The sequence below is a fragment of the Ferrimonas sediminum genome, from assembly GCF_900100175.1.
GTDB lineage: Bacteria > Pseudomonadota > Gammaproteobacteria > Enterobacterales > Shewanellaceae > Ferrimonas > Ferrimonas sediminum.
The window spans coordinates 50886-63345 of the sequence record NZ_FNEM01000014.1 but is presented as its reverse complement, the minus strand read 5'-3'; the positions used below and the strand labels follow the sequence as shown (position 1 = coordinate 63345).

At 58.7% G+C, this 12460-nt stretch carries 11 protein-coding genes; 5 read left to right on the top strand and 6 right to left on the bottom strand.

The annotated features are described in order from the left end of the window. Positions 1 to 96: 96 nt before the first annotated feature. The 4 genes from BLT77_RS14765 to asd all read right to left on the bottom strand — a co-directional run bounded on the left by BLT77_RS14765 (position 97) and on the right by asd (position 3001). The gene (locus BLT77_RS14765) at positions 97 to 375 is read right to left on the bottom strand and encodes a peptidylprolyl isomerase (protein ID WP_028111672.1); all 279 of its coding nucleotides are present in this window, start codon (positions 373 to 375) and stop codon (positions 97 to 99) included. Positions 376 to 426: 51 nt separating this feature from the next. Then, the gene (corA, locus tag BLT77_RS14760) at positions 427 to 1374 is read right to left on the bottom strand and encodes a magnesium/cobalt transporter CorA (protein ID WP_090366768.1); all 948 of its coding nucleotides are present in this window, start codon (positions 1372 to 1374) and stop codon (positions 427 to 429) included. A gap of 69 nt (positions 1375 to 1443) precedes the next feature. Further along, positions 1444 to 1803 (bottom strand): hypothetical protein, encoded by a 360-nt coding sequence (locus BLT77_RS14755; protein WP_090366766.1) that lies wholly within the window; start codon positions 1801 to 1803, stop codon positions 1444 to 1446. 88 nt (positions 1804 to 1891) lie between these two features. Beyond that, positions 1892 to 3001, bottom strand: a complete 1110-nt coding sequence (gene asd, locus BLT77_RS14750) for an aspartate-semialdehyde dehydrogenase (RefSeq protein WP_090366765.1) — start codon at positions 2999 to 3001, stop codon at positions 1892 to 1894. A gap of 184 nt (positions 3002 to 3185) precedes the next feature. On the opposite strand from asd, the gene BLT77_RS14745 reads away from it, so the two are divergent. Next, entirely contained in the window at positions 3186 to 4385 is a 1200-nt protein-coding gene (locus BLT77_RS14745) for a hypothetical protein (RefSeq protein WP_090366763.1), read from the top strand. On the opposite strand, the gene BLT77_RS14740 is transcribed toward BLT77_RS14745, so the two are convergent. Continuing rightward, positions 4382 to 5260, bottom strand: a complete 879-nt coding sequence (locus tag BLT77_RS14740; protein ID WP_090366761.1) for a LysR substrate-binding domain-containing protein — start codon at positions 5258 to 5260, stop codon at positions 4382 to 4384. The two genes, BLT77_RS14745 and BLT77_RS14740, sit on opposite strands and share 4 nt — an antisense overlap. 97 nt (positions 5261 to 5357) lie before the next feature. Between BLT77_RS14740 and BLT77_RS14735 the strand changes: the two genes are divergently transcribed. From BLT77_RS14735 to BLT77_RS14720, 4 genes are all read left to right on the top strand, one after another. Further along, complete coding sequence (locus BLT77_RS14735; protein ID WP_090366759.1) at positions 5358 to 6308, top strand: TDT family transporter; 951 nt, start codon at positions 5358 to 5360, stop codon at positions 6306 to 6308. 714 nt (positions 6309 to 7022) lie between these two features. Next, entirely contained in the window at positions 7023 to 7259 is a 237-nt protein-coding gene (locus BLT77_RS14730) for a hypothetical protein (RefSeq protein ID WP_143026645.1), read from the top strand. A 142-nt stretch (positions 7260 to 7401) separates the two neighbouring features. Then, on the top strand, positions 7402 to 7695 hold the full coding sequence (locus tag BLT77_RS14725) for a hypothetical protein (protein WP_090366755.1): 294 nt from the start codon (positions 7402 to 7404) through the stop codon (positions 7693 to 7695). Between the two features lie 305 nt (positions 7696 to 8000). After that, the gene (locus tag BLT77_RS14720; RefSeq protein ID WP_090366753.1) at positions 8001 to 9932 is read left to right on the top strand and encodes an HD domain-containing phosphohydrolase; all 1932 of its coding nucleotides are present in this window, start codon (positions 8001 to 8003) and stop codon (positions 9930 to 9932) included. Between the two features lie 9 nt (positions 9933 to 9941). Here BLT77_RS14720 and BLT77_RS14715 read toward each other — a convergent pair whose 3' ends face one another. Next, positions 9942 to 12365, bottom strand: a complete 2424-nt coding sequence (locus tag BLT77_RS14715; RefSeq protein WP_090366751.1) for a heavy metal translocating P-type ATPase — start codon at positions 12363 to 12365, stop codon at positions 9942 to 9944. Positions 12366 to 12460: the final 95 nt, after the last annotated feature.

Genomic DNA, 12460 nt, shown 5'->3' with positions numbered 1-12460 from the left:
ATCAGCTAACGGGATCACAGAAATGAAACCCCTTCGAAAAAAGTACAAAAAAACGCCCGACCGAGCGATTCGTGCGGGCGTCGTTGGATTCCGTGCTTAACTGCGGTACAGGGTCTGGATAAGGTGGTAACCAAATTTGGTTTTTACCGGGCCATGGACCTCCAGCACCGGCTTTTTGAACACCACGTTATCAAACGCCTTCACCATCTGCCCCGGGCCGAATTCGCCCAGATCTCCCTGCTTGCGCTTAGAGGGGCACAATGAGTGCTTCTTGGCCAACTGACCAAAGTCCGCCCCCTTGGCAATCATCTGCTTCAGTTTCAGGGCTTCCTGTTCGGTTTTCACCAGAATATGACGGGCCGATGCGCGTGCCATAGTGCTCTCCACAACTCAAAAACGGCGGGCATTGTAGCCCAGGCGTCGGGGTTACAGCCAGCCTTTACGCTTAAAGAACCAGTAGGTGCCCACCGCGCTGCCGAGCATCAGCCCCAGCGCCAGCGGATAGCCCACCTCCCAGGCCAGCTCCGGCATGGCGGTAAAGTTCATGCCATAGATAGACGCAATCAGGGTCGGCGGCAGAAACACCACCGCCGCTACCGAGAAGATCTTGATGATCTTGTTCTGCTGCAAACTGGTGAAACCCATGGCGGCATCCAGCAGAAAGTTGATCTTGTCGAACAGAAACTGGGTGTGCGGCAGCAGCGACTCAATGTCGGACAGCATCTCTTTGACGTCCTTGATCTCATCTTCCTGCAGCTGACGGCGGTAGTAGCGCTGCATGTACCTTAACCCTCGCTGGGTATCGAGCAGCGACAGGCGGATCTTACCGTTGCCGTCCTCCTGCAGGGTGATCTGCTTGAACACCTCATCCAGCTTCTCGTTGTCGAACACCTCTTCCGACAACTCATCGAGGACGGTATAGACATCCTCGAGCTGGTCCGACAGGTAATCCACTTTCAGGTTAAACAGCTCCACCAGCAGGCCCTGGGGGCGGTCGGCCTCAATGCGGCCAAGACGCAGGTAGTTGCGCAGCAGACGAATCAGACCGACGTCCTCTTCGCGTATGGTAAACAGCCGGTTGGGTTGAATCAGAAAAAAAACGTTGATGGCCCGAACTTCAGAACCGACGCGTTGGGGAAACAAAGAGTTGATGTGCAGGCCATCGTTGTCGAGGTAGAAACGGGCCGAAGCCTCAATCTCATTGATGTCCTCTTCATCCGGAGCTTCTTCATACAGGTAGCGGGATAACCACTGACGTTCATCGTCATCGGGACGGAACAGATCGATCCACATGGTGTGCTTGGGAATGCCGTCTTCGGGACTGAGGTCAACCATGTCCCATACGCCTTCGCGTTGCAGATAAGCGGTGATCATCAAGTTCTCCTCAGCCGCAATCCTAACTTTCGCAACGATGATACAAGGATTGAACGAAATTGTTAGTGTTTATTTTAGCTGAGAAATTTCCATTCGCTCACCGGCGCCCAACTCGACCCACAGGCCGTCGCGAGTGGTAAAACGACGTCCATCCAGGTCTTTGCGATGCACCTCGTAAGTGGTCACCTGCTGATGCTCGGCATCGATGATCTTTATCTGCAACACCTGCTGGCCCTGCATCCACTGCCAGCCGGAATAGGCCGCCGCCAACAGCAGCAGCGCCGCCGCAATCGCCGGGGCCAAAAAGCGCAACCAGCTGGTGGCCATGGAGGGCGCCTTGAAGCTGGGGCGCTCCTGGGGCTTGCGCCCTTTCATACTCATCATGGCAACCACGATCACCAACAAGGTGACTAACAGCTTGGTAAACATCCGCTCTCCGGGAACCAACAATCAAAGCGGCAGTATATCCTGCCGGCTTGCCCTGCGGCGAGGACAATCCGGCAAAACATGCACTGGATCAGCCCTGACGCGCCACCAGTATAGAAAGCATACGGCGCAGTGGCTCGGCGGCGCCCCACAGCAGCTGGTCGCCAACGGTAAAGGCCGACAGATACTCAGGCCCCATGGACAGTTTACGCAACCGTCCCACCGGCACATTGAGCGTTCCGGTCACGGCGGTTGGCGTCAACGCCTCCCGGGTGGCCTCCGGCGTGTTGTCCACCAGCTGCACCCAGTCGTTGTGCCCGGCCAACAGCGCTTCAATCTCCGCCAGTGGCAGATCCCGCTTCAGCTTAATGGTCAGTGCCTGGCTGTGGCAGCGCAGTGCCCCGACCCGCACACATAAACCGTCGATAGCGACGGGGTTGTCGGTCGCCAAAATCTTGTTGGCCTCGGCCTCGGCTTTCCACTCTTCGCGACTCTGGCCGGAGGGCAGTGGTGAATCAATCCAGGGGATCAGGCTGCCGGCCAGTGGCACCCCAAATTGATCCGTGGCCAGTTCACCGGAGTTCATCTTGGCGGTCACCGCCTTTTCGATGTCGAGAATGGCCGAGTGGGAATCGGCCAGTTGCTCGGCCACCTCGCTGTGTAGATCCCCCATCTGGCCCAACAGCTCGCGCATATGGCGGGCACCACCGCCAGAGGCGGCCTGGTAGGTCATGGGGCTGACCCACTCCACCAGATCGGCTTCCAACAGCCCGCCGATGGCCATCAACATCAACGATACGGTGCAGTTGCCGCCGACAAAGGTGGTCTTTCCCGCATCCAGAGCGGCATCGATGACACCACGATTGACCGGATCCAGCACGATGGTGGCCTGGGGATCCATTCGCAGGCTGGATGCCGCATCAATCCAGTAACCTTCCCAGCCCGCCTGTTGCAGTTTGGGGTACACCGCGTCGGTGTAGGACGAGCCCTGGCAGGAGATCACCACATCCATGGTGGCGATGGCATCCAAATCGTGGGCATCCACCAATACCTCGGTGCTGGCCAACTCCGGAGCCGGCTGCCCCGCTTGAGAGGTGGTAAAGAAGGTAGCGTCAATGCGTTTGAAGTCACCCTCCTCCTGCATTCGCTGCACCAATACCGACCCCACCATGCCACGCCATCCCACTAAACCCACTCTCATGCCAACTCTCCTCAACAGGCAACAACCATTGCCACCGACACTAGCATTTGGACGGCTACACGTCCACAGCGGCGCCAGGGATAACACCATTAATGAATTCAATGGCTGACGGACCATCGATTTCTGCTGTGTTAGGCGCTTTTTTGTCTGTTAGAATGACCTCTCTTCAGCAGGTAGGCAGGCGATGAGTTTTCGTGGAGCTTTGGTATTGGCGCTAACCGGCGCTGCGCTCGGATGGGTTTACCATCAGGACGCGGCGGTGTCGGCGATCCCCGCTGCCCCCGCTGCCCCCGCTGCCTCAGAGGAAGCCGACGCCATCGCCCTGTTACTGAATCCCGGCACTGAACCGGCGGCCAGCCACCCCAGTGCGGTGCTCGAGCGAAAGCTGCAAGCCAACTCGGCCACCAGTCCACAGTCCGCCGAGGCTCCGGCCGGCACGGATACGGCAACCCTGGCCGCCCGGGGGCAAGGTGAGTCGCCGCCTCATTTTGGCTACAGCCGTGATGAGGCCGAGGCCGCCGTCGACACCAGCCCGCCGTCAGACTCCCCCTACCAAACCGCCAGCACCGTCATCCAACCGGGTGATCCGGACTATGATCGGCTGATGTCGATGATGGAGCAGGACAACGTGCCTCTGGTAGTGGGCGACATGATGTACGTGCGCAAAACCGTAGGCGGCGATGTATTTTTTGCCGAATACACCCTGGCCCAGGCCGAGTTCATCTACAACAACCCGGAGATCTTCGTCGACGAGCAGCTGTCGATGTTCTTCGATGACCCGATGATGGGGCCCTGGGAACAAAACTGGGGGATGAAGCCACCGCCGGGGTTTAAAGAGGTATTCCACTACTGCCGCCAGAGTGGCTGCCTGTACCGGGCAACCTTCGAAAACCCGCAGGAAGCCCGGCAGTATGTGCACCAGTTTATGAAAGACAACCCGAATCTGTGGGTTGACCCGCTGACCTGGGACGACAACCTGGTGCTGGCCTATTGGGACGCCGCCGGACTGCTGCCGCCGGACGCCCTCGACGAACAGGGCACCCCCACCATCAGCGGCCTGCCTCTGGATGCCAATGGCGACCCGATCATTCCGACCCCGCCCTACCCGCCGATCCTGGATGAAAACGGCAACCCGGTGTATCCGGACATGCCTTTCCCTCCAATCATGCTTGATAACAACGGCAACCCCATCTATCCGGATACGGTACTGCCGCCGCTGTTTCTCGACGAACAGGGCAAGCCCATAGTCCCCAACCGGCCGCCGCCCCTGCCGGGCAGTACGGATTCGAACGACGATGACACGATGCCGTTTCCACCGGTCATGGGTACTCAGTATCGGCAGGATCCACCGATGCCATTCCCACCGGTGATCACAGCCGATTAATCAGTCACGCACTGCAGCGCCTCAATGGTGGCCTTGACCACAGGTAGTGCAGCACTGCCCGGCTGGCACACCAGAGATAACCTGCGATACAGCGGCTGAGGCAATGGCTGCTGTCTGACCAACCCTTGCTGCAGCGCCTGCTCGCAAGCCAGTCTCGATACCAACGACACGCCGATCCCGGCCATGACGCTGCGTACCACCGCCTCCAGACTGCCCAGCTCGGTGATAGGCGGTGTCGCGGTCAGCTTTGGTGCCAGATGATAGTCAAACTGCTCTCGACTGCCGGAGTGCCGCTCCCGCAGTACCCAGCGTTGACGGGATAACACCTCCCAGTCAATGCTCTCTGCCAGCCAGTCACTGTCCGGCGGGGCAATCAGCACCATCTCATCCTGACGCCACAGTAGCCGCTGCAAGGAGGGGGCGATATTCTCCGACTCAACCAGTGCCAGATCCAATTGGTAGTCCAGCAGTTGCTGCTGTAGCTGAGCGCTGTTGCCCAGGCTGATCCTGGCCTGTTTCAGCAACGGCGACAACGAGGTTGCCAGCAGGTTGGGCATCAGATAGTTGCCGATGGTGTGGCTGGCTCCCAGTCTCAGCTCACCCATGGACTCGCCCGGCAGAAACAGTCCCAGTATCGACTGATGCTGGGCCAGCATCTGCTGCGCCAGCGGCCGCAGCAACTGCCCCTGGCGGTTCAGGTACAACCGCTGTTGGCGGCGCTCAAACAGCTCGGTCTGTAGCTGCTCCTCCAACCCCTTGATCGCCTGACTGACGGCGCCCCGGGTCAGGAACAGCTGCTCGGCACTGACGCCCAGATTGCCGCTGATGGCGACCGAGCAGAAGGCTTTGAGCTGTTTCAGTGAGATCTCAGCCATATAATTTGCCTAAACAGATATGCAAGAGTGTTCGATATTATTAAATTAGCAAAAGGGAGACAATAGCCCCGTATTTAGAGCAACTCAGAGGCCCGTTATGTCCCAATCCATCATCCAACGTCTGCAGCGCCTGCCAACCCCTATGGCCGGCTTGGCACTGGGTATTGCCAGCCTGGGTGTCTGCCTGGATCAGCGCCTGGGTGGGGAGCAGTGGTTGCAGACCGGCGCCGCCGCCATCGCCGCCATCATGCTGTTGATGGTGGTCAGCAAGTTCGTGTTTCATCCCGGACTGCTGAAGAAAGAGTCTGCCGACCCCCTGGTCGGCAGCGTGATGCCCACCTTTACCATGGCCACCATGATGGTCAGTAAATCCCTGGCGCTGGTGTTTCCCACCGCCGCTACCGGCCTGTGGCTGACGGCGGTAAGCCTGCACCTGCTGCTGCTGGGCGCCTTCGTGTTCTTCCGCATTCGTGACTGGAATCTGTCACACATGATTCCCAGCTGGTTTGTGCCGCCCATCGGCATCATCGTCGCCGCCCTGACCTGCCCGTCCAATCACTATCAGTCCCTGGCCCACGCACTGATCATTCTGGGCCTGGTCAGCTACGCGATATTGCTGCCCACCATGCTGTACCGACTGATTTTCCTCTCTTGGGATGAGCACCACACCCGCCCGACCTTTGCCATCATGGCAGCCCCGGCCAGCCTGACCCTGGCGGGCTACCTGACCATCGAATCCGCACCCTCGCCATTGCTGGTCACGGTGTTACTGGGGATCGCCCTGACCATGACCACCCTGGTGTACCTGTCGATGCTGCACCTGTTGCGACTGCCTTTCAGTCCCGGGTACGCGGCCTTTACCTTCCCGCTGGTGGTCAGCGCCACCGCCCTGTACGAGTCAGCCAAACGCTTCCAGTTGTTTGGCCTCGGCGATGGGAGCCTGCTGCGACAGATGGCGGACATCGAATTGACGATTGCGGTGTTGCTGGTGAGCTACGTCGCCATCCGCTACCTGCACGCCTATTGGCCTCGTCCCCGCACCGCCTGATTGCTCGTCCGCAGCCCACTGTCCGCTGCGGACACTTTCTCTCCCACCGCTTGCCCACTCTGATATACACACCCCCCGTGGTTGAAGTCACAGTCAGAATATCTGCCGCCCTGTTATCAAACCGGCTGCCGTTACCATTTTTGCTCCACCAACAAAAAGGGGCCGGCTTTAGGGCTGGCAGTGTGCCGCAAAACAATCGCTCGTCACGATTCACCACCTCTTTTCGAAACCGATCACGGTAGACCAAGGGATACCCTGGTGTTGCTTCACCCATGATCATCGCCGGAGTGTGAAGCCGATCACCGCCGAAATCCGCCATTTACCGGGCAAATTTGTGACCTCCTCCTCACTTTCTTCGCCACTCTGTATACCATCTGCCCCGATCCAACCGCCAGTGACAGCATGATGCTCTGACAAGAGCGTGGAAATTGGTGACAGCATCGGAGTCGCATACCCTGGGAGTTATATTTTCTCTCCTGAGACAAAGTGTCCTAGAGAGTTCACCTTAATCAAAACAACTGAATCGGGTCATCAGTTGGCTAAAGGAAAATGATGGGCCATGACCCTGAGGGTGGGTAGAACTTAATCCAGACCTCAATTAGATAAAAAGTGGGGAGGGAGTTAACAATATTCATTGATGGTTATGGGACTCACCCAAAAGAGTGTGGTTATATAAATTCCACGGTAATAGCTCGTTTAATAACAGAGGTATATATGGAAGTCCTGGAATTGGTTGGAAGTTGTCTCGTATTATTCGCATGCTTGTGTCTTGCCGGTCTGGCACTCTTTTATATTGCCTCTCTGGTTGTTGCAGCATTGGTGTTCATTTCCGGCCTGTACAACAACGAAACCGGAACTCGAAACCCGGTAGTGGTTGCCTGGGAGCTCAACCGCGACGAACGTCGTTGGCCTCGCCCCAAAAACTCATTAACCCCAAAGGGCTACAGCTAAATCTTTATCGAATTCCGCCCTGACTGCTGCCAACCATAAAGAGCGCAGCACAACGGCACACTGAGCCGGGACAATGCCCCGGTTCAGAGATTAAATAAAAATAACGATCTTAATAATCATATCGAAACGTAAGGAAATAGTGATGGATCAGAATATCAATCTTATTGAGCTTGTTCATCATGTCGGCTGGGTATATCAATCTACAGCGGTCACCCAGGAACCCGATGGTAAATTAATTTTTTGGAAAATTCCCTTGCATGAAGTATTGGCCATTCGTACTTCGAACCCATCAAAGTCACTGCGCAAAGAGATGGGCAAAGATTTTGAAAATTGCATCATTCCCACAGAGGGACGCAAACAAAAGCTGGCCCGCGACTGGCATAGTAGCGTCATCAGCGCCCTCAACTACATTGATGCCGAACGCACACTGAATTAACCCCCAGATTGGACTGACCGCAGACCTCGACCCTGCCACCTCTCTCTGCGGTCGGTCCTCCCAATGTTCCCGAAAGACCGGCTTTTGCCGTTGCAGTAACCTTTTGAGCCGGCCACAGACCTCGACAGTGCGACCTCTCTTCTGTGGCCGGTTCCCTTTTCCTTGCTGAATAAAATCTTATTTTTTACATCTATTTTAGCTATTTAGGTGTAATTCCAATTGGCTTGCCCATCCAATTTCAGTACATTGGATTCAGGTAACAAGACCGCATTGTGGATCCCTTTGTAGCCAGTAGGAGTGCCCCTATGAATCACGGCCCGACCCCCGCCGCCCTTCCAGAGGATCTGCTGAGGCAAAGCCAACTGATGTGGGCTCGGGTCGAACCCGATCTCACGATCAGCCAGGCCAGTGAGTCGTTTCTGAACCTGGCCAATGCGTCTGCCACCTTGCCAGCCCCCCTCGGCGACCTCATCCCGACATTAACAGCCCAACAACTGCAGCGGCTCAATGATCTCAGCACGCCGGTAAGCTTCAACCTGATTGACCGCCACGGTAAAGGACTGCAATGCGATCTGCAGCCCACCGAAGACGACCATGCCTGGCTAACGCTGTTCCACTTTAATCTGGACAACCGCTGGCTGATGCAACTGCACCCGGACTACAACCATGCCCTGCAATCCAGTGATCAGTGGCTTGGCCACCTTGAAGCGGTCATGCAATCGGCACCGGAACAGGTATTCCAGCATGCGATTCAGAACGCCGTCAATCTGTCCGGCTCCGAGCACGGCTACCTGATGCAGCTAAACGACAACACCGACAGCCTGACGTTAACCGCCACCACCGTGGCAGACGCTCCCCTGCAGCATGGCTTTGCGCTGCCACAACTGCCGACACAACACCAGTGCCTGATCCAGCAACAGCCAATAATCGATAACGCCCCCGATAGGGCAAATATTGCCCCCTGGCTCAACGGCCTGAATATCCGCAACCACCTGTGCCTGCCGGTCAACTATCGCGGCCGCACGGTCGGCATTGTCGGCGTGGTCAACCGAACCACGCCCTACACCGACATCGACGCCAAAACCCTGTTGGTGTACAGCACCATCATCTGGCATGCCCTACAACTTCCGCGCACCCTGAAAGTGGTTTCACGGCAATCACAACTGATTCGAAAGCAGAAACTGCAGCTGAATCAGTCGCTGGTCAAACTGGTGGGGGCCATCTCCGATTCCCTGGAGCTCAACGATCCCTACACCGCCGGTCACCAGCGGGCGGTGGCGGATCTGGCCTATCAAATCGGGGAAAGAATGGGCATGAGCCAACACCAGCTGGAAGGGCTGAAGCTGGGCGCATTGATTCACGACATCGGCAAACTGGCCATTCCATCGCAGCTGCTCAGCAAGCCTTCGCAGCTGTCCAGCCAGGAGTTTGAACTGATCAAAACCCACGCCGTCAAAGGTGCCGATATCATCAAAGACGTGGTGTTTCCCTGGCCCATCAAGGCGATGATTCTGCAGCACCATGAACGCCTGGACGGGTCCGGCTACCCCATGGGGTTAAAGGGGAAGGCGATCATTACCGAAGCCCGCATCCTGGCGGTGGCGGACGTGGCCGACTCGATGCTGTCCCACCGTCCCTATCGGCCAGCGCAAGGCTTTGAAAACCTGCGCCAGGTACTGATGGAGGGCCGGGGCAGCCTGTTTGATGCCACCGCCGTAGACCTGTGCCTGTCCATTCTCTGTGAGCAGCAGTCCAGTGGCCACAACCTGGTTAACGCCCTGCCACTGGATAAGGTGGTGATCCTGCACCTGGATGACACCCTGGAGCAGGCGGAGCAGCATCTGCACCGCCTGGATGCCACTGTGGGTTTTGTGGTGGATGACAACAGCCCGCGGCTGTTGGGTTATCTGACGGCCTCCATGCTGACCTTCTGGCACAGCCCGCTGCTGGATACCGCTGCCGAACGCACCCTGGATCGGGAGCTGCAACAGCGCAAGCTGCACCAGATGATGCGCCACACCATCCCCACCATTCCCTGTTGTACCTCGCTGGAGCATGCGGCACTGTCACTGCAGCAGAGCGATGAACACTTCCTGCTGGTCACCGATGCCAACGATCAACCCGAAGGGGTGTTGACCTGGCCCATGCTGGCCACGGCACTGCAGCAACAGCACTCAGCCAGCAACACGCCCTGGGGCGGCGTCAACCTGACTCCGGGTAAAACCCCCGCCGACTGACGGAAGGCCTCATTGCCCATCCAACCAGCGAAACCGTTTCAGCCGGTTGGCGTTGCTGACCACGGTAACCGACGACAACGCCATGGCCGCTGCGGCTACCACCGGGCTGAGCAGGCTGCCGGTCAGCGGATAGAGCACGCCGGCGGCAATGGGGATACCCAGGCTGTTGTAGACAAAGGCACCGAACAGATTCTGACGAATATTGCCCAGGGTGGCTCGTGACAAGGCGATGGCCTTCGCCACCCCAAACAGCGACGGCGAAACCAGGATAATGTCCGCCGACTCCTTGGCAACGTCGGTGCCGCTGCCCATGGCAAAGCCGACATCGGCAGCCGCCAGTGACGGGGCATCATTGATGCCATCCCCGGCCATGGCCACCTTCAGCCCCTGTTGCTGCAACCGGGCTATCACCCGCGCCTTGTCGGCGGGCTTCATCTGCGCTTCGAACCGGTCCAGCTTTAACTCCGCCGCAATGGCCGCCGCCGTGGTCTGGTGGTCACCGGTCAGCATCATAATCTGCAGCCCCATCGCCTGGAGCCGGGCCACCGCCTGGCTGGCGTCGTCCCGCAAGGGATCGGCAATCGCCAGCAGTGCCACCACCATCCCGTCCCGTGCCAGGCATACCGCTGTTTTCCCCTGGCCTGCCAGGGTCCTCATCGGCTCGGTAACCGCTTCCACCTCGATCCCCAGCTGCACCATCAACTCGGCATTACCCAGCGCCATGGTGACGCCCCCGACCTCGCCCCTAACGCCCAGGCCGGTGATGGCCTCAAACCCGGCCACCTCCACCGTTGGCAGTTGCTGCTGATGAGCTCTGGCTATCACCGCTTCTGCCAACGGGTGCTCCGAGCCCTGCTCCAGCGATGCCGCCCAGCTCAGTACTTCCGCCTCGCTGCAGTGCCCCACGACCATCACATCGGTGACTACGGGTTGGCCCTGGGTCAGGGTACCGGTCTTATCCACCAGCAGAATATCCAGATCGGCGGCCTGCTGCAGCGACTCCCCGGTTCGAATCAACAGGCCCAGTTGCGCCGCCTTACCGACGGCATTGATCACCGACATCGGCGTCGCCAGCCCCAGGGCGCAGGGACAAGCGATAATCAGCACAGTGGTCAGCACCACCAGGGCATGGCTGGCCGCAGGCTCCGGCCCCCACAGGTACCACAGCGTGGCACTGAACAGCGCAATGACCACCACCACAGGCACAAACACAGAGGCAACCCTGTCCGCCAGACTGGCGATGGGCAGCTTGCTGCTCTGTGCGGTTCGAACCAGCCGAATGATCTGCGCCAGTGCGGTCTGCCGGCCAACCCGGGTGGCCTCCAGCACCAGGCTACCCTGTTTGTTCAGTGTACCGGCATTGACCTGGTCACCGACGCCTTTGGCCACCGCCACCGGCTCTCCGGTAAGCATGGACTCATCGACAAAGGTCTCCCCGGCGATCACCCGGCCATCCACCGGCACCTGCTCGCCGGGCTTAAGCCTCAGCCGCTCCCCCACTCTGACCTGGTACAGAGGCCGCAGCGTCTCTTTGCCGTCCACCAGCACCCAGGCGGTTTTCGGCGCCAGTGCCAGCAAGGCACGAAGGGCACTGTTGGTCTGATGCTTGGCTTTCTGTTCCAGCGCCTGGCCTAAGTTGATGAGGCCAATGATCATGGCGGATGCCTCAAAATACAGATGGCGGCTCATCGGCGGAAACGACTCTGGTATCAGCACCACCGCCATACTGAACAGCCAGGCACTGCCGGTACCCAGGGCGATGAGGGTATCCATGGTGGCACTGCGGTGACGCAGCGCCTGCCAGGCGCCACGATAAAAGTGACCGCCGCAGACCACCATCACCGCCAGGGTCACGCCCCCCACCAGGCCCCAGATCAACTGCTGCAATGGCGTATCGACCGTCATCGGCAGGCCGGCCCAGGCCCCCAGCATCAGCCCGCCTCCCAGCAGCAACGCTAACGCACTGTGCCAACGCAGGCGGATCAATTGTTGCTGTGCCTGCCGGCGTTGGGGCTCGTCGTCCAGAGACTCCTGCCATTGTCCCGGATAACCGGCCAGTTGCAGTTGCTGCTCCAACTCCACCGGCTCCAGGGTGCTTTTGACCAGCACCCGTTTGTCTGCCAGGTCCGTGCGCACCTCGTCGACACCGGCGATCGCATTGAGCGCCGCCTCGACCCGGCCGACGCAGGCAGCGCAGCGTAAAGAGGGCACCGAAAATGTCATCCAGTCGGTGACCCGCTCAGTGGCGTCATACCCGACTTCGGCGAGGGCCTGAATCAGTTCCTCGCCGTCGACCTCACCGTCGACTTGCGCCTGTTTCTGAGCCAGGTTGACCCGAACTGACGTCACGCCAGGCACCGATTCGAGCGCCTGCTCGATTTTACTGACGCAGGCGGCACAGCGCATCGACGTGATCGATAACTCAATGGACATAAGACTCTCCGCTTAACCGAATGCAAGCAGTATGTAGTCTCCCGTCACAGGAGGGTCAAAGAAAAAGTAGCCCGAAGCAGGCAGGGTTGCCAGCC

Excerpts from the sequence above, each read along its gene's own strand:
- BLT77_RS14765 (WP_028111672.1), bottom strand. The coding sequence starts at position 375 with ATGGCACGCGCATCGGCCCGTCATATTCTGGTGAAAACCGAACAGGAA.
- corA (WP_090366768.1), bottom strand. The coding sequence starts at position 1,374 with ATGATCACCGCTTATCTGCAACGCGAAGGCGTATGGGACATGGTTGAC.
- BLT77_RS14755 (WP_090366766.1), bottom strand. The coding sequence starts at position 1,803 with ATGTTTACCAAGCTGTTAGTCACCTTGTTGGTGATCGTGGTTGCCATG.
- asd (WP_090366765.1), bottom strand. The coding sequence starts at position 3,001 with ATGAGAGTGGGTTTAGTGGGATGGCGTGGCATGGTGGGGTCGGTATTG.
- BLT77_RS14745 (WP_090366763.1), top strand. The coding sequence starts at position 3,186 with ATGAGTTTTCGTGGAGCTTTGGTATTGGCGCTAACCGGCGCTGCGCTC.
- BLT77_RS14740 (WP_090366761.1), bottom strand. The coding sequence starts at position 5,260 with ATGGCTGAGATCTCACTGAAACAGCTCAAAGCCTTCTGCTCGGTCGCC.
- BLT77_RS14735 (WP_090366759.1), top strand. The coding sequence starts at position 5,358 with ATGTCCCAATCCATCATCCAACGTCTGCAGCGCCTGCCAACCCCTATG.
- BLT77_RS14730 (WP_143026645.1), top strand. The coding sequence starts at position 7,023 with ATGGAAGTCCTGGAATTGGTTGGAAGTTGTCTCGTATTATTCGCATGC.
- BLT77_RS14725 (WP_090366755.1), top strand. The coding sequence starts at position 7,402 with ATGGATCAGAATATCAATCTTATTGAGCTTGTTCATCATGTCGGCTGG.
- BLT77_RS14720 (WP_090366753.1), top strand. The coding sequence starts at position 8,001 with ATGAATCACGGCCCGACCCCCGCCGCCCTTCCAGAGGATCTGCTGAGG.
- BLT77_RS14715 (WP_090366751.1), bottom strand. The coding sequence starts at position 12,365 with ATGTCCATTGAGTTATCGATCACGTCGATGCGCTGTGCCGCCTGCGTC.